Origin of the sequence: Micromonospora sp. CB01531, from assembly GCF_001905095.1 — a bacterium.
In the GTDB taxonomy this organism is placed as follows: Bacteria; Actinomycetota; Actinomycetes; order Mycobacteriales; family Micromonosporaceae; genus Micromonospora.
In genome coordinates this window covers 232,956-254,576 of sequence record NZ_LWLS01000105.1, presented here as the reverse complement: position 1 = coordinate 254,576, position 21,621 = coordinate 232,956, and the positions used below count along the sequence as shown (strand labels likewise).

At 68.6% G+C, this 21,621-nt stretch carries 17 protein-coding genes; 11 read left to right on the top strand and 6 right to left on the bottom strand.

The genetic code is table 11. The features are described 5' to 3' along the window. Window positions 1-252: 252 nt before the first annotated feature. The 7 genes from A6A27_RS32750 (at window position 253) to A6A27_RS32720 (ending at window position 10,635) form a co-directional block, all read left to right on the top strand. Window positions 253-1,248 (top strand): BtrH N-terminal domain-containing protein, encoded by a 996-nt coding sequence (locus A6A27_RS32750; RefSeq protein WP_073838483.1) that lies wholly within the window; start codon window positions 253-255, stop codon window positions 1,246-1,248. A 54-nt stretch (window positions 1,249-1,302) separates the two neighbouring features. Further along, window positions 1,303-1,893, top strand: a complete 591-nt coding sequence (locus A6A27_RS32745) for a DinB family protein (protein WP_073838481.1) — start codon at window positions 1,303-1,305, stop codon at window positions 1,891-1,893. A 614-nt stretch (window positions 1,894-2,507) separates the two neighbouring features. Then, complete coding sequence (locus A6A27_RS32740; protein ID WP_073838479.1) at window positions 2,508-3,383, top strand: alpha/beta fold hydrolase; 876 nt, start codon at window positions 2,508-2,510, stop codon at window positions 3,381-3,383. Window positions 3,384-3,610: 227 nt separating this feature from the next. Beyond that, entirely contained in the window at window positions 3,611-4,453 is an 843-nt protein-coding gene (locus tag A6A27_RS32735; protein WP_073838478.1) for a hypothetical protein, read from the top strand. 426 nt (window positions 4,454-4,879) lie between these two features. After that, window positions 4,880-5,482, top strand: a complete 603-nt coding sequence (locus A6A27_RS32730) for a class I SAM-dependent methyltransferase (RefSeq protein WP_198940542.1) — start codon at window positions 4,880-4,882, stop codon at window positions 5,480-5,482. A 1,064-nt stretch (window positions 5,483-6,546) separates the two neighbouring features. Further along, a complete protein-coding gene (locus tag A6A27_RS32725; RefSeq protein ID WP_241825560.1) occupies window positions 6,547-7,317 on the top strand; it encodes a hypothetical protein in 771 nt (256 codons plus the stop codon). 183 nt (window positions 7,318-7,500) lie between these two features. Next, a complete protein-coding gene (locus A6A27_RS32720; RefSeq protein ID WP_073838477.1) occupies window positions 7,501-10,635 on the top strand; it encodes a BTAD domain-containing putative transcriptional regulator in 3,135 nt (1,044 codons plus the stop codon). Here A6A27_RS32720 and A6A27_RS32715 read toward each other — a convergent pair. The 3 genes from A6A27_RS32715 to A6A27_RS32705 are packed head-to-tail and all read right to left on the bottom strand — an operon-like array spanning window position 10,605 to window position 13,206. Next, window positions 10,605-11,585 (bottom strand): DUF4097 family beta strand repeat-containing protein, encoded by a 981-nt coding sequence (locus A6A27_RS32715; protein WP_241825559.1) that lies wholly within the window; start codon window positions 11,583-11,585, stop codon window positions 10,605-10,607. The genes A6A27_RS32720 and A6A27_RS32715 overlap by 31 nt on opposite strands. Beyond that, on the bottom strand, window positions 11,522-12,262 hold the full coding sequence (locus A6A27_RS32710) for an ABC transporter permease (RefSeq protein ID WP_143194284.1): 741 nt from the start codon (window positions 12,260-12,262) through the stop codon (window positions 11,522-11,524). The genes A6A27_RS32715 and A6A27_RS32710 overlap by 64 nt, the downstream gene beginning before the upstream one ends. Beyond that, entirely contained in the window at window positions 12,262-13,206 is a 945-nt protein-coding gene (locus tag A6A27_RS32705) for an ATP-binding cassette domain-containing protein (RefSeq protein WP_073838474.1), read from the bottom strand. Before A6A27_RS32705 ends, A6A27_RS32710 begins: the two co-directional genes overlap by 1 nt. 132 nt (window positions 13,207-13,338) lie before the next feature. Here A6A27_RS32705 and A6A27_RS32700 point away from each other — a divergent pair, with 132 nt between their 5' ends. Continuing rightward, the gene (locus A6A27_RS32700) at window positions 13,339-13,644 is read left to right on the top strand and encodes a hypothetical protein (RefSeq protein WP_073838473.1); all 306 of its coding nucleotides are present in this window, start codon (window positions 13,339-13,341) and stop codon (window positions 13,642-13,644) included. Between the two features lie 120 nt (window positions 13,645-13,764). Here A6A27_RS32700 and A6A27_RS32695 read toward each other — a convergent pair whose 3' ends face one another. Then, window positions 13,765-14,415 (bottom strand): winged helix-turn-helix transcriptional regulator, encoded by a 651-nt coding sequence (locus A6A27_RS32695; protein WP_198940541.1) that lies wholly within the window; start codon window positions 14,413-14,415, stop codon window positions 13,765-13,767. Between the two features lie 46 nt (window positions 14,416-14,461). On the opposite strand from A6A27_RS32695, the gene A6A27_RS32690 reads away from it, so the two are divergent. Beyond that, a complete protein-coding gene (locus A6A27_RS32690; RefSeq protein ID WP_073838472.1) occupies window positions 14,462-15,133 on the top strand; it encodes an alpha/beta fold hydrolase in 672 nt (223 codons plus the stop codon). Window positions 15,134-15,709: 576 nt separating this feature from the next. On the opposite strand, the gene A6A27_RS32680 is transcribed toward A6A27_RS32690, so the two are convergent. Beyond that, on the bottom strand, window positions 15,710-16,996 hold the full coding sequence (locus A6A27_RS32680; protein WP_241825558.1) for an MFS transporter: 1,287 nt from the start codon (window positions 16,994-16,996) through the stop codon (window positions 15,710-15,712). Window positions 16,997-17,076: 80 nt separating this feature from the next. Between A6A27_RS32680 and A6A27_RS32675 the strand changes: the two genes are divergently transcribed. Both A6A27_RS32675 and A6A27_RS32670 read left to right on the top strand, forming a co-directional pair. After that, window positions 17,077-18,045 (top strand): LysR family transcriptional regulator, encoded by a 969-nt coding sequence (locus A6A27_RS32675; RefSeq protein ID WP_073838468.1) that lies wholly within the window; start codon window positions 17,077-17,079, stop codon window positions 18,043-18,045. A gap of 161 nt (window positions 18,046-18,206) precedes the next feature. After that, window positions 18,207-19,199 carry a helix-turn-helix domain-containing protein gene (locus A6A27_RS32670; protein WP_073838467.1) on the top strand — a complete coding sequence of 331 codons (993 nt, stop codon included), beginning with the start codon at window positions 18,207-18,209 and terminating at the stop codon, window positions 19,197-19,199. Here the strand turns inward: A6A27_RS32670 and A6A27_RS32665 are convergent. Next, window positions 19,152-21,533: a PA domain-containing protein gene (locus A6A27_RS32665; RefSeq protein WP_073838466.1), complete on the bottom strand. Its 2,382-nt coding sequence runs from the start codon at window positions 21,531-21,533 to the stop codon at window positions 19,152-19,154. The two genes, A6A27_RS32670 and A6A27_RS32665, sit on opposite strands and share 48 nt — an antisense overlap. Window positions 21,534-21,621 lie beyond the last annotated feature (88 nt).

Sequence of the window (21,621 nt, the reverse complement as noted above, 5' to 3'; positions counted from 1 at the left end):
ACCTGCGGAGGGCCGCACCTGTTCCACGATGATTTCCTCCATGTGCGGCGCCGCAGGGCCGAGCCGGGGTTGACCCTCTCCGGTCCCTGGGGCGCTGGATCGCCGAGCAGGACCGGGTGCTGGCGGGCCCGGCAGAGGAGCGCTACCTCGTCCCGTCCGCGCCCGGCGTACCCACGGCCGCGCTCCGCACGGAGGTCGCCTGGCCGGTCCGACCCCCGTCCGGGCCGCCCGACCAGCAGATCAGGACACCGAATGATCATCGATAATGTGGCGTTCCCCGCCGGTCAGCACTGCGAGACCACCACGCTCGGCGCCCTGCTGCGCCACGAGGGCCTCAACCTGTCCGAGCCCATGCTGTTCGGCCTCGGCGAGGGTCTGGGCTTCGTCTACTGGGACGCCAAGAACATGGACTTTCCATTCCTCGGCGGCCGCACCAAGCCGACCGCGATCACCCGGACCGTGGCCGACCGGCTGGGCCTGACGCTGCACATCCAGGAGACCGCCTCGCCTCGAAAGGCCTGGCAGAACGTCGCCACCGCCCTCACCGCCGGACGCCCGGTCGGCCTGCAACTGGACTGCTACCACCTGGACTACTTCACCACGAAAGTCCACTTCGGGGGCCACTTCGCCGCGATGTACGGCTACGACGACACCCACGCCTACCTCATCGACACCGCCCAGCAGGGCGGCACCGTGACGACCACGCTGACGAGCCTGCAACGGGCCCGCGACGAACGCGGACCGATGACCGCCCGCAACCTCTCCTACACCATCGCCAAACCCACGGGCCAGCCCGATCTGGGCGACGCCATCCGGGCGGCCATCCGCAACAACGCACACGCCTTTCTCAACCCACCCATCGCCAACCTCGGTCACCGCGGCATCGCCAAGGCAGCCCGACGGGTGGCGCGGTGGCTCGACCGCTCAAGCGACCCGTACCGCGACCTCCCGCTGGCCGCGGCGCTGATGGAACGCGGAGGGACCGGCGGCGCCCTGTTTCGCAACATGTACCGCGACTTCCTCGCCGAATGCGCCACGATCGTCGACGACGACAACCTCCGCCGCGGTCACCAGCTGTACGCCGAGATCGCCCCGCTATGGGCCGAGGTCGCCCACCACATCACGGCCGCCGGAGAAGCCACCGACCCAGACCACCTGAGCCGCGCCTCGGCCATCCTCACCGAACTCGCAGACAGGGAACGCCACGCCATGCAGCTCCTGACCGCGATTGCTCCAGCCGGGCGCTGATCTTGCAGACGGCACCTCGCACGAAGGCTCGGCGCATAAGGAAGACTGGCGGGCATGGCTGACTTGGACGATGCGAAGGCTGCGCTGCACCACTACCTCCAGGCGGCTCGCGAAGACCTGATCTGGAAGCTCGACGGGCTGAGCGAACGTGAGGTCAGACTGCCCCGCACCGCGACCGGCAACAACCTGCTGGGAGTCCTCAAGCACTGCCTCAATGTCGAAGCCGGCTACTTCGGGCCTACCTTCGGGCGCGAATTCCCGGCGCCTGAGGAACTGGTCGCCATGGAGGCGTTCGAGGAGGACCCGCAGGCAGACTGGTACGCGCGGGAGGACGAGACGAAGGATGGGCTGATCGACCTGTATCGCCGTGTCGGGGTGTTCGCGGACCAGACGATCGAACAGCTACCGCTCGACGCGCCGGGGCGGGTGCCGTGGTGGCGGCCAGGTAGACAGGCCGTGACGCTGCAAAGGATCATCGTCCACGTGACCTGCGACCTCGCTCGTCACGCCGGTCACGCCGACATCATGCGCGAGCAGCACGACACGGCGATCGGCCTGCGGCGGGAGAACACCAACATCCCTCACGACTATGACTGGCCGGCGTACGTCACCAAGCTGACGAAGCTGGCCGACCGCTTCGGATAGCCGCCCGGTCCCCTCGGTGCAGTCGGTGATTTCAGCATCCCCTCTTCGACAGGACCGGGCCTTGGCTTGATCCGTTCGGGGTGACAGTGCGTAGCGTCGGCAAGCGCGCACCGAATCCCTGCCAGGCCCAGGTCAGCTTGAGGGTGGTTGCGCGGGGAGCCCGGTGGAATCCGGCACGATGGGCCGGTGAGTGATCTGGTCGACCAGGGCTCAGGCGTACTGGCTGGCCCAGCCGGTCACGGCGGCGTGAGGTCGCGCCCCGTGCGACCATGTCGGCGATGGGATCCTTGCCCGACAAACTCGTCCCAGCAGCTACGCGACGGCTACAGGAACGCCGAACATGCGGTGCGGTCGGCGCTTGTGCCGCTCGACCATGGACAGCTCGGCGCTCTGGTGAGGTTCCTCGACGGCCGTTGGGCATCAACTGCGGGGTGTGGGGCTGGCCAGGCACCGCCGGCACCGGTGTCGGTGCCGCGCTGTTGTTCGATGCGCACCTGAACGTCACCGCCATCGCGAGGATCGCGGCGATGGTCGGGCCGCCGGCGCCACGCTCATCAACCTCGGAGCGATCACGGGCGGATGACCCTCGCTAACCGACGTAGGAGGAGGACGCAATGCAGGCGATCCAGAAGGTCCGCCATCGACAGGCCGACGTCAACGGTCTGGAGGTGTTTTTCCGCGAGGCCGGGCACTCCGGCCGACCGACCGTACTGCTGCTGCACGGGTTCCCGAGCTCGTCGCACACCTTCCGGGAGGTCATGCCAACACTGGCCGAGGTCGCGTACGTGGTCGCGCCTGATCTTCCCGGCTTCGGCATGTCCTCGTCGCCAACCGTCGACAAGTACGACTACACCTTCGAGAACCTCTCACGGGCGATCGAGAGCCTACTCGACCAGCTTGGGGTCGAGCGCTTCTTCGTCTACCTGCACGACTTCGGCGCACCGGTGGGATACCACCTGGCCACCCGCGCCCCGAATCGCATCCGCGGCCTGATCGTCCAGAGCGGCAACGCGCACGAGGACGGCCTCGGCGAGCAGTGGGACAGCGCCAAGGCGTACTGGGCCGACCCGACCGACGACAAGCGCGCCGAGCTGCCGGACTGGTTGAACTTTGCTGGCACCCGCGACCAGTACCTCGCCGGGCTGCCCGAGTACCTGCGCACGCTGCACCCTCCCGAGTCGTGGCACCTCGACTGGGAGCGCATGAGCCGACCCGGCAACATCGACGCGCAGTTCGCACTCTTCAGCGACTACGGTAGCCACGTCGCCCGCTTCGATGAGATCGCCGAGTACCACCGGGCTCACCAGCCGCCGGCACTCGTGCTGTGGGGACGGCGCGACCCGTACTTCGACGTCGACGAGGTCCTCGCCTACCACCGCGCCCTTGAGCGCATGGACGCGCACATCTACGACAGCGGGCACTTCTTGTTGGAGACGCACGCGGCCGAGTGCGCCAAGCTCATGCGGGCGTTCGTGCTCGACAACGCTTGAGCTGATCGCCGCCTGCGTGGACGGCCTCGAATACGATCTTGCTTTGGGCAGCGGCAGGGTCCAGGACACCTCTCCCTGTCTGGCGCCGTCACTGTTGGTGAGGAGCGGTTCGCGGCTGGATGAGTGCGGCGAGCGTGTGGCAGGTCGAGTCCGCAGGGGGCCACCTAGACTCCTTCGCGCCGGACCCGGCGAGACTGCACCCACGCCCGACCAACAGGAGAACCGCCGTGCCGCCCCGTAGAACCCGCGTCCTTTACGTCACCGATCTGGCATACGAGGCGCGCGGGCGTCGCTACTGCGACGAGGACATCTTCTTGTCGACCCAACTGCGGGAGCACTTCGACATCGCCCTGTGCCACCCGATCGATGCAGTTGACTTGATGGACTCCTTTGATGTGGTCGTGGTTCGCAACAGCGGCCCCGTCCTCTACTACCAGGATCATCACGACGAGTTCCGCGCTCGTGCGAGGCAGACGGGTGTGCGAGTCTTTACCGAGTTGACCGGCAAGGCCGACATGGCCGGCAAGCAGTATCTACTGGATCTGTACGGAGCCGGCTACCCCGTCATCCCCACCGTTGACCGGTTGCAGGACATCGAACGCCTGCCACCGGCCACCCATTACGTGGCCAAGCCAAAGTTCGGCGCTGATTCCGTTGGTCTGCAGTTCGTTCAGCGCGAGCAACTGCAGGAGCTGACCTATGACAACCTGCTGGTCCAGCCACGTGTCGATTTCGAGTACGAAGTCTCCTTCTACTTCGTCGACCGCACCTTCCAGTACGCGTTGTACGCGCCTCATGCCGACCAACGGTGGCTGCTCGAGCCCTACGAACCGACCGATGCCGATTTGGCGTTCGCTCAGCGGTTCATCGACTGGAACGACATCAGCCACGGCATTCAGCGCGTCGACGCCTGTCGTACACGCACCGGCGAACTCCTACTCGTCGAACTTGAGGACCTCAACCCCTACCTCTCTCTGGACCGCGTTGCTGCTCCGACCAGAGATGCCTTTGTCAAGGACATGACGGCATCCATCGCGGCCCTGGCCTCGAAGAGCCCAACACCTCGCTAACCCGAGGAAGCACGATTCGGCCCCAGCCGCCCGTCCTGGTGGCTGGAAGAGGTCTTTCGCGGCCACTGTGCCGCGGTCAGGCCAGACGGAAGCGCTGGTTGCGGGTGCCCGGGGAGCGAGCTCGACGGCCCCATGTCCCGGGCAATGCGAGAACCGACGAATCAGGCGCGGCGGTTGACGCGCCAGGCTGACAGGGTGACCGGTTCGCGCGTGCCGCGGTCAGCCGGCGGCGCTGACGGCGGCAGCGCCCCGAAGACCGCCCGCCTCGGCCTGCGCGCCGGCATCTCGATCGCCGCACCGCTTGCCGGAGCTGGTGCCCAGATCGATGCCGACCGGGCTGCTCCACCATCCCGGCGTAAGGACCGACGTGCCTCCCGGCGCTGGCCCGACCCTGCTCGCCAATCCGAGAGCTCATATAGTCACGGGGTGAAGATGGAGGAGGTCCGGCGGGCATATGCGTCCGTCGCAGAGCTCTACATCGGGCTCTTCGGTACAAGCCAGCAGGTACACGCCGACGATCTCGCCTTTATCGGGCGACACCTGGCGGGCCGGCCTGGCACGGTGCTCGATCTGGGCTGCGGGCCTGGCCATATCACCGATTACCTCCGCTCGTTGGGCGTCGACGCAACGGGAATCGACATGGTCCCCGAGTTCATCGCCCATGCGCGGGCAGCCCACCCGAACGGTAGGTACCAGCTCGGGTCGATGGAAAATCTCGCCGTTGCCAATCACTCCATCGCAGGCATCCTGGCCTGGGGATCGTTGATCCATCTGCCGCCGGAAGATCTCGACGGCGTGCTCGGTGAGTTCCGGCGAGTAATGGCCCCGGCCGGGACGTTAGTGGTCGGTCTCTTCGTAGGTGACGAGGTCGCCGCCTTCGACCACAAGGTCGTGACCGCCTATCGCTGGCCCGTTGACGAATTCTCCGAGCGACTGGCGCGAGCCGGCTTCACGGAAGTTGAGCGTCTGCAGCGGCCCGCCGAAGGCACTCATCGGCCACATGCCGCCATCGCGGCATCGCGACCGTAGGGTGAGCTGAGTCCGCGAGCCTCCGCGCACTCACATCGGCACGGCCGTGCACAGCACCCCGGCACGCTTCACTACGCACCGTAGCGCCCGATGCGCGGCAGCAGCGGATGGAGCGGGTGGGCGCAGCCGACCAATCGGTGGTCGTGCGGCACGCCACTGGACCGACGCTTGGCCGTCGTTGGCACGTCTCGTGCCCCCTGTTTGCCCCCGAACACGTCCGGCGGCCTTCCCAGGGTGAACCATGATGCGCAAGGATCCACCTCATGGCTACGCCGGAGCCACATTCCGCTCCAGACGAGACGACCGGCCCCAGCGATATTTCTCCATCAGCCAACCGGGTCCCGTCAGGCATCAGCCTGCCACCCCGGCGGACATTCACCGACGGATGGAGGCGGATCTGGCGGCGCCAGCCAGACATGAGCCACGCGCCGGTTGATCTGGGTCACGCTTTTGTTTCGGCTTGGCGTGTCTCATCCCCGGGGCGATCATCGGCATGGGCCTCGTGCTGTTGACGCCCTCGATCCCGCCGACCATCTTGCTCCTGACGGCTGTGTCGCCCTACCTCCAGGTGCACATCGAGGGAGTACGGCATCGATGGTGGGCTCTAGCTGCTGGCGCAGCTGCAGGGGTGCCGGCTGGGTTGGCGACCAACAAGCTGCTCCAGCCCAGTATCGGCGCAGACTGGGCGGCACTGATCGGGCTTCTCGCCGGAGGCTGGCTCGGTGTCATGACACACGCGGCAGTAACCCATGTGCCAACCCGAAGGATGCAACGAACCCTGCCGTAACAGCGGGTATCCCCCGGGCCTCGCCGCCCGACCTGCACCCGCCCCCAACACGGCGGGATCTTGATAGGTTCGCTCTTCGCTCTGGATCGACAAGGGGATGCACATGTCCGACGCGGGGGCCGGACCTGATTCAGGATCGACGGCGGACTGGGTGCGAGGTCCGGAAGCGGCATGGACGCCGCTGCCGGACGGTGCGGCTCCCGAGCCGGCACCGGTCCACGGCGCGCCACCGCCGCAGGTGCCACCCACGGCAGTCCAGCCGTTCGGACCGCCCACGATGGTCACACCGTTCGGCCCGCAACTGCCAGCCGACCCACCGCCACCCGGCCACCGCAACCGCGGCCTGATCATCGCCGTCGTGGCGCTGAGCGTACTGCTGTTGGTGGCCTGCTCGGGCCTGGTCGGCGGGGCCTTCCTGCTGCGCTCCACGAAGCGCGACGCGGCCAAGCCGGCGACCGAGACGCGGCGGTCGTCCACGACCGGTAGCCCGGCCCCGAGCCCTCACGCGGCCGAGAGCGCGGAGCCGGTGCCGCAGGGGCCGCAGCCCAGCGACTACGCGGCAACCCAGATCTCCGATCTGAACAACGTGTGCGACGGCATCCTCTACTACCCCCAGTCGCCCAAGCGCGCCGGCAAGGCCCCGCACCCGGTTGTGCTGCTCATCGGAGACGGCCCGGGAAACCACCGCCGTCAGGACAACGGCTACTACTACGACGAGGGCCTGTCGAAGCGGGTGGAACAGACCTGGGCGTCGGAGGATCCGAAGAACGTGCAGATGGTCGCCTGCCTGGACCGGGTCAGCACCGGCGCGACGATCCGTCGGTGCAAGTACGACGACCCGAAGCCGGACACGTTGACGCTGCTGAAGGCCAGTTACCGCCTTCGGGTGTACGAGGTGGCGACCGGCCGGAAGCTGGTCGACAAGGCCATGGGCGGCGACGAACAGGCTTGCCCGTACGTCGTCCTGGTCGGTCCCGACAAGAAGATCTACGCCGAGGTCAGCGACCGGTCGCTGGTCGCCGCGCTGCGCAACCTGGTGAAGCGGTAGCCGAACCGGAGCACCAGGTCCGCTCCGCCGCCAACTCACCACCCGATCCGTCACCCGCGCCCGCGCCCGGTCCCGAGCGGGGCGGCGCCGTCCTGAACAACCGGTCGTGCCTGGATCTCGGAGGCGCTACCGGTGACGGGCCGCACGTCCGGCAAGGGCACACCGCCGTGGGAGAATCAGCGAGTGCAGGTCGGGATGCTTGGATCATTCGAGGTTCGCACGAACGAAGGCATCCTGGCCGACGTTCCCGGCGCCCGGTTGCGCGCACTGTTGGTCGCCCTGGCACTCGAACCAGGCCGAGTCGTGCCGAAGGCGGCGCTCATCGACTGGATCTGGGGTGAGAACCCGCCGGCCGATGCGGCGAACGCCCTGCAACGCTTGGCTTCCCGGCTACGGAAGGCGCTGCCTGGCGGGGTGATCGACGGGCAGACGGGCGGCTACCGATTGATGGTGGGCCCTGACGCCGTCGACGCCCTTCGGTTCGAACGCCTCATCGGCCGGGCTCGCCACGAGGAGGGTCTCCAGCGAGTTCGGCTGTTGCGCGAAGCCCTCACCTTGTGGCGCGGTGCGGCTATGCAGGATGTGGGGTTGGGGGACAGTGAGGCGTTCGACGCGGCGGTGACGCGGCTCGAGGGGCTGCGCCTGGCGGCGATGGAGGATCGCTTCGAAGCGGAGGTCAGCCTGGGCCACGGAGCGGAGGTGGTCGCGGAACTGACCGACGCGGTGGCCGCGCATCCGCTGCGGGAGCCGCTGGTCGCCGCGCTGATGCGGGCCCTGGTGGCAGCCGGCCGCGACTCCGAGGCCCTGCTCGCCTACGAACGTACGAGGGAGGCACTTTCCGACGCGCTGGGCGTCGACCCCTCGCCGGAGTTGTCGGCCTTACATGTCGCCTTACTACGGGGCGAACTGGGGCGGCGGGAGGAGCACCGGAAGACCAACGTGCGTGCCGAGCTCACCAGTTTCGTCGGCCGCGACGCTGATGTCGCTGCCGTCCGCGAGCTCATCGCGGAGCATCGTCTGATCACCTTGATCGGGCCGGGCGGTTCGGGCAAGACCAGGCTGGCCACGGAAACCGCACGCACGCTGATCGGTGACCTGCCGGACGGAGTCTGGTTGGTGGAACTTGCCGCCATCGGCGCCGACGGTGATGTCGCGCAGGCAGCGCTCACCGCGCTCGGGCTGCGGGATGCTCTGCTCGGCGCGGGTCCGAGCGCGGATCTGGCGGACGGGCTCATTGCCGCGATCCGCGAGCGGGAAGCGCTGCTGATCCTGGACAACTGTGAGCATCTGATCGAGGCGGCGGCGAGGTTCGCCGATCGGGTGCTCGGGCAATGCCGACGGCTGCGTATCCTGGCGACGAGCAGGGAACCGCTCGGCATCACCGGTGAGGCGCTGTGGCTGGTCGAGCCACTGGCCGTGCCAACCGACGCCGGCCTTGCCGAGACCGCGTCCTCGCCGGCCGTCCGTTTGCTGCGGGACCGGGCCGGCGCGGTGCGCAAGGATCTTGGAGTCGACGAGCACACCTTGTCGACGATGGTGCGCGTCTGCCGGGCGCTGGACGGGATGCCGCTGGCGATCGAACTGGCCGCCGCCCGGTTGCGCACCATGACCATCGATCAGCTCGCCAACCGGCTCGATGACCGGTTCCGCCTGCTGACCAGCGGGAGCCGTACCGCCTTGCCGCGGCACAAGACGCTGCGCGCGGTGGTCGACTGGAGCTGGGAGTTGCTCACCGAGGCCGAGCGGACGGTCCTGCGCCGGCTGTCGGTGTTCTCCGGCGGGGCGAGCCTGGAAGCGGCCGAGTGGGTCTGCGCCGGCGATAACGTCGAGCCGGATCAAGTGCTGGAGTTGCTCACGTCGCTGGCCGAGAAGTCGCTGCTGGTCACCGAGGGCGACGCCGCCCCGCGCTATCGGATGATCAGCACGATCAAGGAGTACGCCGCGGATCGGCTCGCCGAAGCGGGCGAATCCGACCTGGCTCGCCGGGCGCACCTCGCCTACTTCACCGACCTCACCGAGACCGCGGAGCCACATCTGCGCCGCGCCGAGCAGTTGGCCTGGCTCGCCACGCTCGAGGCCGAACACGACAACATCAGCGCCGCGATGCGGGCGGCGGTCGCGGCTGGTGACGCACAGGCGGCGATGCGGCTCGCGGCCGCCGCCGGCTGGTACTGGTGGCTCGGCGGGCGCCGGACCGAAGGCCTCGAGCTGATGCTCGCGGCCACCAACATCCCCGGCGACGTGACCGATGACGTCCGGGCCATGGCGTACGGGATCGTGGTGCTCTTCGTGACCTCCGGGCGGGGCGACGAACACCTGGGCGCGGAATGGATCCACCAGGCGTACCGGTTCAGTCAGCAAAGCCAGCACCGCAACCCGCTGCTGGGACTGGTCGACGCGCTGGAACGCCTGCTGCAGGAGCCGGACGCCGCGGTGACCGCGTTCGAGTCGGTGCTGGACAACGAAGACCCCTGGGTACGCGCCCTGGCCCGGTTCCAGCTCGGCAAGATGCGGATCATGCTCGGTCAGGGCGGCCGGGATGCGGAGGCCAACCTGGAGCTTGCGCTCGCCGAGTTCCGCACGCTCGGCGAAAGGTTCGGCATGTCCATCGCCCTGTCCGAGCTGGCGGGCCAACTCGCCCGGCGCGGTGAGTTCGCCGGTGCGTGTGCGCACTACGAACAGGCGGTCACGCTCGTCACCGAGGTCGGCGCCGTCGAGGATGTCATCCGGCTGCGGACCCAACAGGCCCTGCTGTACTGGCTGCACGGCGACCGGGACTCCAGTGCGGCCGCCATCGCCGAGGCGGAGCGGTGCGCCGAAGGGGTTACCTGGCCGCACGCGCTGGTCGAGCTGGCGCTCGCCAAGGCCGACCTCGCGCGTTGGGTCGGTGACGCCGCGGAGGCACGCCACCAACTCGGGGTCGCGACGGCCCTGCTCGGCGACGAGGCGGCGACGGCGGACATCCGCGCGGGCATCCACGACGTGCTCGGCTACCTGGTCGACGATCTTCGGGAGGCTCGTTCTCACCGCGTGGCGGCCTGGCAGGCGGCGTCCGAGGCGGGACACGCTCCCATGATCGCCCAGGCCCTCGTCGGTGTTGCGGACCTCGCGCTCCGGCACGACCAGTACGAGCAGGCGGCGCGACTGCTCGCGGCCAGCGTCGGCGCACGTGGAGTGCCGGATCTCGCCCACCCGGATGCGGCCAGGATCGAGCGGGACGTACGGCGACACCTCGGCGAAGCACGGTTCGCCGAGGTGTCGCAGGAGGGTACGCAGGCGAGCTCGGCTCAGCTGGTCGAGACCACGCTCGCCTTCTGACCTGCGCGTCGAATGACGATGTCGCCGTGCCGCGTGCGGGCGTGGACCGAGACCCTGGTGCCCGCCGGGCCAGGGTTTCCCAGCACGGAAACGGCGTCGCGCACCGATCCTCGCTCGCTGTTGACGTCGAGGTAGGCGGCGGTGCCCTCGCTGATGCCGACCTCGATGTTTCCCGAGCCGTTTGTCAGCTTCGCCGGACCGTGTGTCATCCGCCCGATCCGGATGGCACCGCTGGCTGTCATGGCGGCGATGCTGCCGTCGGCGCGGTCGATGTCGAAGTCGCAGCTGGCGCTGCTGAGATCGAGGTCGGCCGAGGCGTGGCCGATCCAGGCCTGCCCGCCGGAGTTCGAGAGCCGCACCGCGCCCTCGACCTCGCCGATCCGGATCGCGAACGCCCCGCCCTCGATGTCGGCGCGCCCTGCGATGTGGCCGATCGCGACCTCACCGGACGCGATGTTCGCCCGCAGCGTGTCGATGCGGTCCACCTGGACCCGGCCCGATGCCACGTGCAGCTCGCACCCGCCGAACGAGCCGTCGGCATGAACCTCGGAGTGCGCCAGGTAGGCGGCGAAACTGGAGCCGGTGGGCAGCTCGATCGTGATGGCGACCGACCTGTTCTTGTGCCCGGGGACGGTCGTCTTGACCGAGAGTTGACCGCCGGCGAATTCGACCTTGGTCTTCTCTGCCACCTTGACGTCGGACCGGCTCGCCTCGTTGATGGGTTCGACCAGCACCGCGGTGTCGGTGCGGTCGCTCGCGGTGACCCGCACCTGAGCACCGGCGACTTCCACGGTGGCGGCGATGGGCCCGGGGGTGGCGAATGTAGGCATGGCAACTTCTCCCTCTTGCCTGGTACGTGATTTGTTGGTGTGCCCGCCCCGGTTGGTCACGCCCGCTTCTTGAAGGTGGACAGCGACCACACATATCCGACCAGGGCGATCCCGACGCACCAGACGACGGCGATGACCACCTTGCTTCCAGCAGGTTCACCGGTCAGCAGCCCGCGCAGTGCCTCGATGATCGGGGTGAAGGGCTGGTACTCCGCGAACTGCCGCACCCCCGCGCCCATGGTTCCGGCCGGCACGATCGCACTGCTCAGGAACGGCAGCATGACCAGCGGCACGGAGATCAGTCCCGCCGATTCCGGGGTTTTCGCCGCCAGTCCCAGGGCGACGGTGATCCAGTTGGTCGCGAAGGAGACCAACACGATGAGGCCGATCGCGCCGAGCCATTCGAGGAAGCTCGCCGCCGGTCGGAATCCCACCGCGTACGCCACTCCGATGATGGCCGCGATGGCGATCAGACTGCGGAGCATGCTGGCGGCGACATGAGCGCTCAGTACGGCACTGCGGGAGATATCCATCACCTTGAACCGATTGATGATCCCCTTCGTCATGTCGGAGTTCACGGCCAACGCGGTCGCGCTCAACCCGTAGCAGATCGTCAACACGACCATGCCCGGCGTCGCGTAGTCGATGTAGTTGCCGCCGATGTCGAAAGCGCCGCCGATCACGTACACGAACATCAGCAGGATCACGATCGGGAACAGGACCGCGTTGAACACCGCGACCGGGTTCCGGAGCGTGTGCTTGAAGTTGCGACCCAGCATGGTCGTCGCGTTGCTCATTATGCGTTCACCTTCGCGCGAGTACGGCCGGTCAGGGCAAGGAAGACGTCGTCGAGGTCCGGCGTGTGCACCGAGAATTCCTCGACCTCGATCGAATGTGCGTCGAGTTGTGCCAACAGGGCGCGAACCGATTTCGCCCCACCGTCGCTGGGAACCCGCAGGACCAGATCGTCCTCGGCGTCCCGCGCGGAGTCGGTCAGGACCCGCACCGCGGAGGCGAGTTCGAGGTCGTCCGCGAACCGGAGCCGGACATGACTGCCGGGGATCTGGCGCTTGAGCTCGGCGGGAGTGCCCTGGGCGACCAGCTTGCCCTGATCGAGCACCGCGATCCGGTCGGCGAGCCGATCGGCTTCCTCCAGATACTGGGTGGTCAGGAAGATGGTGACGCCCTCGGCCACCAGCTGACGGATGATGTCCCACATCGTCCGACGGCTACGCGGATCCAAACCCGTCGTCGGCTCGTCGAGGAAAATGATCCTGGGCTGGCCGACCAGGGTCATCGCCAGATCCAGCTTCCGGCGCATACCCCCGGAATAGGTGGCCGCCATCTTCTGCGCCGACTCCGTCAGGTCGAACCGCTCCAGCAGGTCGGCGACCACCCGCTTGCTCTCGCCCGGGCGCAGACGCTTGAGATCCGCCATCAACTGGAGGTTCTCCTGGCCCGTCAGGAGATCGTCCACCGCGGCGAACTGACCGGTGACCCCGATGGCCGCGCGGACGGCCTTGGTCTCGGTCGCCACGTCATGCCCGGCAACGCGTACCGTGCCGCCGTCGGCCTTCATCAACGTGGTCAGCACGTTTACCGTCGTCGTCTTGCCCGCCCCGTTTGGGCCAAGCAGGGAGAAGATCGTGCCCGCGGCAACATCGAGGTCGATGCCGTCAAGAACGATCTTGCCCTTGTACGCCTTCCGCAGCCCTGAAGCCGCAATCGCTGAACTCGTCATGCGACCACCATCGGCACCGGGCCTGCCACCCACCTGACACGACCCTGACACGGCCGCTGACATGATCGGCCGTTCATCGGCTCGTCGCCTGATCCCAGGCGCACACCGCCGGCGCCGGGGTACGGTCGTGGAATGCGCCTCCCAACCGCAGCGACCACCGCGGGCTCCCTTATCGGCGGATGGCAGCTCGCCCGCCGGACCGGTAACCGTCCCCTCGGCGGCGTGGTCCTTGCGGCCGGCGGTGTGCTGGCGGGACGCGAGTGGGCCCGGCGGACGAGCCCGGCCGTGACCGCGGGTCTGGTCGCGGCCTACCTCGGGGCGTTCGGCCTGTCGCACCCGCTGGCCAAGCGCATCGGTGCCTGGCCCGCCGTACTGGCCGTCTCGGCACTCACCGCAGCCGCCTCGTACGCCGTCGCAGACCGCCGCGCTCCGCGCTAGAGCACGCACCACCCGGACTCCTCGGATGGGCGCCGCGAACGTCCGAGCTTCGGCAGCCACCTGCCAGCCTCGTCACCGGGCGCACGCAGATCGCGCCATGAGTGGGTGTGCTGGAGTTCGCTAGCCCTGTGAGCCGGCGAACGGTGCCGGGCGTTTGAACAGCCGGAGCAGGCGGACGGCGACTTCGCCGTCACCTCGGATCGTGACGTCAGCGGCATGCAGTGGGGTGCCGCCGAAAGTGAGCGAGCGGAACACCGTGACACTGGTTACGATCACCAGCTCGGGATCGGCACCGTCAGCCCGCGTCAGATCGAGCCGTCCGTTGTCGACAGTGACGAGCAGGATGTCGCCGTCGAGACGAAGCTGACACCGCACGCTAAAGTCGCGCGCCGCGGCCGGGTCGAAGGTGGTCTTCAGCGCGAGGGCCAGCGCGTCAACACTCAGCTCTGCTGACGAAACCAGCGCGCTCCGACTGCCCCACCTGGCCAGCTGCAGCAGAGCGGGCTCGAGGTCCCGTCCCCATTCGGTCAGCTCGTAGGCCGAAGCGCTCGTGGGTGGACCGAGCCGCCGCCGGCGTATTACCTGCGCCTCCTCCAGCTCCACGAGTCGGGAGGTGAGCATGCTCTGGCTGGCGCCGGGCAGGCCGCGCCGAAGGTCGGTGAAGCGCTTTGGCCCGAGCAGCAACTCACGGACGACTAACAACGCCCACCGGTCGCCGACGAGGTTGAGTGCCCGGGCCAGGCCGCAGGGATCGTCATATGCTCGCGCCACCGGCTTAGCGTATCGCTATCACACTACGCGGTGCTAAATTCGCACCGTGGCGACCTACATACTGATCCCTGGTGCCGGCGGCGACGCCTGGTACTGGCACCGGCTGATTCCCCACCTGCATCAGCGCGGCCACGAGGCGATCGCCGTCGACCTGCCAGCCGGAGACGACAGCGCGGGGCTGCAGGATTATGCAGACACGGTGGTGGACGCGGCAGGTCAACGGAGAGGCCTGGTGGTGGTGGCCCAGTCGATGGGCGGCCTGACCGCACCGCTGGTCTGTGGCCGGCTGCCGGTCTCACGGCTGGTCCTGGTCAACGCGATGATCCCGGCGCCTGGCGAGACCGGCCAGGATTGGTGGACCAACACCGGCCAGGACCAGGCGCGTCGTGAGTGCGACGTGCGCGAGGGCCGTTCCCCGGACGAGCCGTTCGATCCGCTGGTCTACTTCTTCCACGACGTACCAGAGGACATCACCAAGGAGGCCATGGCGGGCGAGTCACCGCAGTCCGGAGCGCCTTTCGAGCAGCCCTGGCCGCTGGGCGCGTGGCCCGACGTACCAACCGAGGTGCTGAGCAGCCGCGAGGACCGACTGTTCCCGGTCGAGTTCCAGATCCGGACAGCCCAGCATCGCCTTGGCGTCACGCCCAAGACCCTGCCCGGCGGCCATCTGGTGGCGCTCAGCCAGCCCGAGGCATTGACCGCCGCACTGGATCGGTGACGCCCCATCATCCGCCCGTCGGCAGCGTCGCGTACCGGTGACCCGTTTCTCGCCAAGGCCACCGATGTTCACGCGCCCGGTGTGAGCTGGGTAACTGCCGGTGCGAAACTTGATCAATGCGGTACTTCAGTGCGACTGGTTGGACGGCGATCTTTAGCGGGACGGAGACCGAGAGCGGACGCATGCGACCAGTGGAGGCGTGGGATCCGGCTACTGGGGTGGCGCTTGTCGTGGATCCTCAACGTGGTGCGCTCCGACCCGTCACCGACTGGCCGGACTTCTCCCATTTGGAACGTGGAGAGCGTGTTGTGGGCGTCATACCTGGGGGTGGATGGCGTGCCCACTGGAACGACGGGTACGACGGCACGCCGCTAACTGAGGCGGTCCTCGCCTGGCTTATCCATTCTGATGGTCGAGCTACTCCCATCAGCGTTGACCCCGATGGCACAGTTGATACAGCAGATGTGGCGGACCGCATTCTCGCGCCCGAACAGGATCTGGAGTGAGGTCACCCAGGTCCTGGCGTGCTCGATGAGCCTGCGGCGCCCTTCCAAGGTGAACGGGCATTGCGGTGAGTCATGCGGCCAGGACGTCTTCGGCCGGCAGGGCAGGTTCGAGGTGGCACAAGTGCGCTCGTTTGGGCAGCAAGAGTGGGGTGGCGAGCAGGAGAACGCCGGAAATGGTGATCGCCGCGAGGGGGCTCGTGAGTCTGGCGAGGATGCCCCAGATCACCATGAGGGTGGCCTGCACGAGTTTGCTGCTGACACTCCATGCGCTGAGGACCTGGGCGGCATGATCCGCGGGAGTCCGTTGCAGGCGTTCTGTGGCGTAGATCGGGTTGAAGATGCCCATGCATGTGATCAGCAGGCCCTCGACGATGATCACGGTGAGGAGTCCGGTGATGCCGGGATGGACGAACGCGAGACCGAGCGGGAAGAACGATCGCAGCCAGCCCGAGACGGTCATGACCCGGTGCCGGCCGTAACGCTTCACCAGGCGTGCGGAGAGACGGGCGCCCACGAAGCCGCCGAGTGCCGGGATGCCGAAGGCGAGACCGTATTGCCAGGCCGGGAAGTGGTATTCGCCCAGCAGCAGGACGGCCAGGAGCGGAACGGTGGCCATGATCAGGCCGCCGACCAGGATCGAGTTGAGGAACAGGCACCGTAGTGCGCGGTCGTGGAGGATGAACCGCCAGCCACCAAGAAGGTCGGCTCCGCGCAACGCGGCCGGGTCGCGGGGTGCCGCGACGTCGCCGCCGCGGATGCGGAGGACCCCGAGCGCGGATAGCAGGTAGCTGAGGGCGTCGACCATGATGGTGATGACCGGGCCGAGCAGCCCGACGAGCGCGCCGCCGAGGGGCGGTCCGGCCGCGGTCGCCACCCAGCTCGTGCCCTCGAATCTCCCGTTCGCGGTAAGGAGATGGTCACCGCGGACGAGGTATTTCAGGTACGCGCCGGAGGCGGCGGTGAAGGCGATGGCTGCGGCTCCGGAAATGACCGAGACGACCAGCAGTTGGCCGTAGGACAGCACGCCGAGGAAGTACGCGACCGGAACACTCGCCATCGCGAGGAACCTAGCCAGGTCCATCGCGATCATGACCGGACGCTTGGACCGACGCTCGACCCACGGCCCGAGCGGGACCGCAACGATCGCCGCGACGGCAAGCCCGGCTGCCTCCAGAAGCGAAACCGCGGATGCCGACGAGTGCAGCACTCGAACCGCGATGAGCGGGAACGCTCCGAATGCGATCCACGTGCCGTACGTGCTGACCGCGTAGGCCGACCAGAGCCAGCCGAAACTCGACCCCAGTTTCAGGTGCACACGACTCCCCCGCAACAACCGATGTTTGGGTCCCGGAATCACATCGGCTACCGGAGAGCGGGATCAAACAACCGTCGTTCGGCGAGCCACAACTATCAGTTGGGCGGGCATAAGCTGGACCGATGGATACCGAGGCAGTGCGATCGTTCGTCCGAGCGGCCGAGTTCGGGCAGTTGCAACACGCGGCCGACGAGCTGGGCGTGACCCAGCAGGCGGTCTCGAAGCGGGTCGCCGCCCTGGAGCGCGAGCTGGAGGTCCGCCTGTTCATCCGTACCGCCCGAGGGGTCGAACTGACGCTCGACGGCCAGGCATTCCTCCCACACGCGCGGAGCATCGTCGCGGGTGTTGATCGCGCCGTCACCGCGGTCAGGCCGGGTTCGCGGGCCCTTCGGATCGACGTGCTAGGCCTGCGAAGCGCGCAGGCCGTCGTTCTGCACGACTATTGGCGGTCGCATCCCGAAACTGACCTCGACGTGGTGACCCTCAGGGTCAACGACCCGCACGTGGCGGCCGCCGCCGTCCAGGCAGGCGATGTCGACGCCTCGTTCCGCACCGTCACCGATCCGGCCACGCTGCCGCGCGACGTACAAATGATCCACGCCTTCGACTCCCCGCTGGAACTCCTCGTCGGCCCCAGGCATCCGCTTGCCTCCGCGCGAACAGTGACACCACCCCAGCTGCGCAAGCTTCGGATCTGGGTGCCGGGTATCGTGCCCCGGAGCGAATGGGCGGAGTTCTACGATCAGCTCGCCACCGCCTTCGACCTCCGCATCGACGCGGCGGGCCCGAACTTCGGTAACGAGGTACTCCTCGACGCCCTCGTGGACTCCGCCGACGTGGCCACCCTCGTCGGCGCGCGCGACCGGTACATCTGGCCGGCAAGTTACGACCTACGCCGCATCCCGATCGTGAACCCGACGCTCGCCTACCCGCTCTCCCTCATGTTGCCCAGAACGACTCCGCACCCGGGACTTCGGGCGGTCATCAACCACTTCGCAAGCCTGGCACCGCTCCCCGGGGCGGTCTGGCTCCCGTCCTGGGCAACGACACCACGCCGCAGCGCCGGCGACATCGCGCACACCCGCCACTGACAGTCGCTTGCGCAGGTGCCTCACCAGCCTGGCTCGCTCAACCCGCTACCACCGTTGTCAGGTGCTGTTCGACGCCGTTCAGTGCACCCGACTGCCGCCCACATGCCACCAGCAGCTGGGTGCCTGGGTGGCCGCCCGGCCGACCGGGGCAAGATGGGCGGGTGCTCGAGCCGATCGGTGTCCGCCCCGAGGACGAGATGGTCTACCGCGAACTCCTGTCCCGCCCCGAGGCGTCCCAGCGCGACCTCGCCGCGGCACTTGACCGTGGTGCGGCCGAGGTGGGCAGCTCGCTGACCAGACTCGAGGAGCTGGGCCTGGTGCACCGGCTGCCCGGCCAGCCCGCCAGGATGCGCGCGGCGCGACCCGACGTCGCCGTTGACGCGCTGGTCGACCGACGCCGCGATGAGCTGGCGCGCACTCAGCTCGCCGCGCGCACCCTGCTCGCTGAGATGCCCGCCGAGGAGCGGTACCGCCCGGAGGAGATCGTCGAGGTGCTGGTCGGCCGGGCAGCGATCGCTGCCCGGTTCGAGCACCTGCTCAGCACCACCCGGCACGAGCTCATGGTGCTCGATCGCCCGCCGTACGTCGCCGATCCCCGGCGGTCGGACAACTCGGTCCGCCGGCTCCTGCGCGCGAAGGTGCGGGTGCGCGGCATCTACGCCCCAGAGGCGCTGGAGCTGCCGGGCGCGCTTGAGGAGGTCCAGGATGCAGCCGGCGTGGGTGAGCAGTCCCGGGTACACACCGGCCTGCCGATGAAACTGGCGATAGGCGACCGCCGGCTGGCGATCCTGCCGGTCGGCGGGCAGAGCGCCGATGCGGCGGTCTGCATCCGACCTTCCACCCTCCTCGACGCGCTGATCCAGCTCTTCGAGCTGCTCTGGGCGCAGGCGACGCCGATCGTCGCTCCGGCAGATGAGGGCGGGTTCAGCGATCGCCAGCTCGCCGCGCTGCTCGCCTCCGGCGCGAAGGACGACGCGGTTGCCCGCAGGCTGGGCACCAGCACCCGCACGCTCAGCCGCCGGATCGCGGAGCTGATGGACCACCTGCACGTCCGCACGCGCTTCCAGGCGGGCGTGCAGGCGGTCCGGCTCGGTTGGCTCGAGAGCTCAGTGCACGACGTCGAAGGCCCGGACGATCGTCTGGTCGACCACTGAGCCGCCGGTGTCCTCCGCGTGTAGCCGCAGCGACACCAGGCCGCTGCCTGCCGGCAGCTCGACGCGCCAGCCGTCGGTACCGTGGGTGACGGCCGCTGGCCGCCAGGTCGCACCGTCGTCGTACGACGCGTCGATGCTCGGCTCCCCGCCCGGCGTGGACGGTACGCCGTCGGGGCGCCGCAGCCGCAGATCGAACGCCACTCGGCCCTGGCGGTCGGCCCGGACCCGGCTGTGCAGGTCGACGCCGACGTCGTAGTCCGGCAGGAGCAGCGGCTGGGTCTCCGCCGCACCTCCGGCGGTCGTCGTCGACGGGAAGCTCCAGGCGGTGGCGGTGTGTGTCGACAGCTGATTCCACGCCTGCGGGTTGTCCGCGGTGAACGAGATCGAGACGCGAGACTCGCCGCCCGGAAGCCGGACCGTGCCGGAGGGGAGGTTGTCCGTCTCCCCGACCAGGGTGCCGTCGGCCCTGATCTCGAGATGGGTGCGCACCCCACTCGGGTGGGTGTACTCCGTTCCGTGGTTTCCGTCCGCGTCGGTGAAGCCGTCGACGGCAACGCGTAGTTGATCACCGGAGCGCTGGACGGGCCGAGCGGGATTCGGGGCCGCCGTGATCGGCGCCCGGCCGAAGGGCAGCTGGTCCTGTTCGCGGTCCGAGTACGCCTGGCGCCCGGGCATGCTCAGGCTCATCGGCAGCACTGGCGCCTTGGGGAACATCGCGTTGTAGGGGGCCTCCGGAGCGAACACCGCGTAGCTCCATGCTGTGTCCGGGTCGGGGATGCGGTACTCGGCGCGCGTACGCGGCCCGGCCGCGAAGGGGAACGTCGTCGAGACGACGAACGAGTCGCCGGGCTGCCACGGGTACGCCGCTTCGGAGAACGTCGAGGGAAGCGTCGGCTGCCCGTACACCTGACGCACCTGAGTGGCGAGCTGCCCGGGGATGGCGACGTAGTTGGGGTTCTCGGGGATCCGGTCCTTCACCTTCAGGTAGAGGTCGTAAACATAGGGGCTGGCCTGCTCTCCCTCGACGGTCACCATGGCTCCCTTGGGGAGGTGGGAGAGCGCGAGGCCCTCTTCCCGGTTCAGCCGGATCGTCGGCACCTGCAGCTTGACCCCGGTGCCGCCCGGGTCGCTGATGTCACCGGCGCCGTCGTTGCGGATCACGACCACCCCCGCACCGTGTGCGGCGGCGTTGTTGGACTGTTCGGCGATCGACATGCCGGCAGAGTGCGTGACCAGCGCCAGCGCACCGTGCAGCTGCTGGCCGGCGAGATCGGCCGCCGTGGCGTGACCGACGTCCACCACGGGAAGGCCGGACCGGCCGTTGACGACCGGGAAGTCCGAAGCGACATCGGAGAACCAGATCCGGTCGACGTACTCCGGGTGCAGAGCCGGCGCGGTCGGCGCGGACAGGGCGATGTCGGGCGCCTCCAGCCGGACCCGGGTGCGCGCCTGGAACGTCCCGATGGACACCTGCGGCGTCGGCTGCAGGTAGAAGTGCTGGTCGAGGAGGTATGCCGGGCGCATGTCCAGGTGGACTGCGGACCCGTCCGCGGCGGTGCGGTCGTAGCCGATGAGCATGGCACCCTGCGGCGGCACCTTGGTGCTGCGACCCGGTGTACTGATCGCGAGCTGCCGGGCATCGCGGGCGTCGAACGCGATGGTTCGCGCACCGCTCACCGTCGTCTCCGGCTCGCCCACGAGCGAGATGTTCTGGAACGTGCGGCTGCTTCCGATGGTCGGCTTCTCGGCGGGCAGAGTCGTGACGAACGCCATCACCGAGTACTCGCCGGGCGGTACGAGCACGCAGGTGGTCCGGGCGAAGGTGGCCTCGGAGCACTCGTTGCCCGGATCCGGGTCGGTGACCAACTGCCGGGTCCAGGCCGCGCCGTGCTCAAGGTCGAACACAGTGATGTACGCCTGGGCGGCCCGGCCGTCCCGGCCCACCGCGGAGAAGTGCAGCGGCACGGTGTCGGCAGCGCTGGCGGCCAGAGGTGCGGCGTGGCCCTCGATCACGGTCGGCGTGCTGGCGGCATCGGTCGTCTGCACGGTCGTGGCTGTCTTGTTCGTCGCGACAACAAGGCCAGGAGTCACACCGTCGGGGCCGGGCAGCGCGGCGAGCGAGGTGGCGCCGGTGTCTCCGAGCGGCGTCAGGGCGACCTCGGCTCCGCCGCCCACGGAGACAACCCGCCCGGCCGGCGCCGGGGCGAGGCCATCGGTGGAGGCCGCCGCGTTCGCCGTGGACCACGGCGCCGCGGTGAGCAGGCCGACCACGACGGCGAGCGAGGTGACGGAGGCGGTGCTCGCCCGGTGCAGGGCCGAGAGTGGCATGGTCATGGGACTCCCAGTGGTAAGAGATGCGTCCCCCTTTCATAGTCGAGCCGTACCGGCGGCGGACAGCATGATCGCTGGCGACTACCGGAAA